Here is a 486-nt window from a genome sequence, read left to right on the forward strand (position 1 = left end):
AGCGGGCCGTGGCCGCTGCGCCGTGACAGCCGCGCCAGACCCTCGCGCATGCGCTCGCCGACCTCGCGGATGTGTTCGAGGAAGCCCGGCTCCAGGGTCGCCTGCAGCACCGCGAGCCCGGCACTGGTCATCAGCGGGTTGCCATGCAGCGTGCCGCCCAGATCACCGGGCTCGAAACATCCGGCGTTGCCTCGCGCCAGCAAGGCGGCCAGAGGAACGCCGCCGCCGAGGCCCTTGCCGAGGGTGACGATATCGGCGCGCACGCCGTACAGCTCCTCGGCGAGCAGCGAGCCGCAGCGGCCGATGCCGGTCTGCACTTCGTCGAGGATCAGCAGGAGGCCGCGCTCGCGGCACAGCCTCTCCGCGCCCTGCAGGTATTCCAGGGTCGCCGGGATCACGCCGGCATCGCCCTGCACCGGTTCGAGCAGGATCGCCACGGTATCGTCGTCCACCGCGGCCTGCAGCGCGGCGAGGTCGTTGAACGGC

General features: G+C 72.0%; 1 protein-coding gene. It reads right to left on the reverse strand.

Annotated features, from left to right (window positions below; translation table 11 throughout):
• A partial coding sequence (locus B2X67_RS02430) for an aspartate aminotransferase family protein (protein ID WP_286784508.1) occupies positions 1 to 486 on the reverse strand: 486 nt, incomplete at both ends.

It is taken from the genome of Pseudomonas sp. UBA3153, assembly GCF_002364635.1.
Classification (GTDB): Bacteria; Pseudomonadota; Gammaproteobacteria; order Pseudomonadales; family Pseudomonadaceae; genus Pseudomonas_O; species Pseudomonas_O kuykendallii.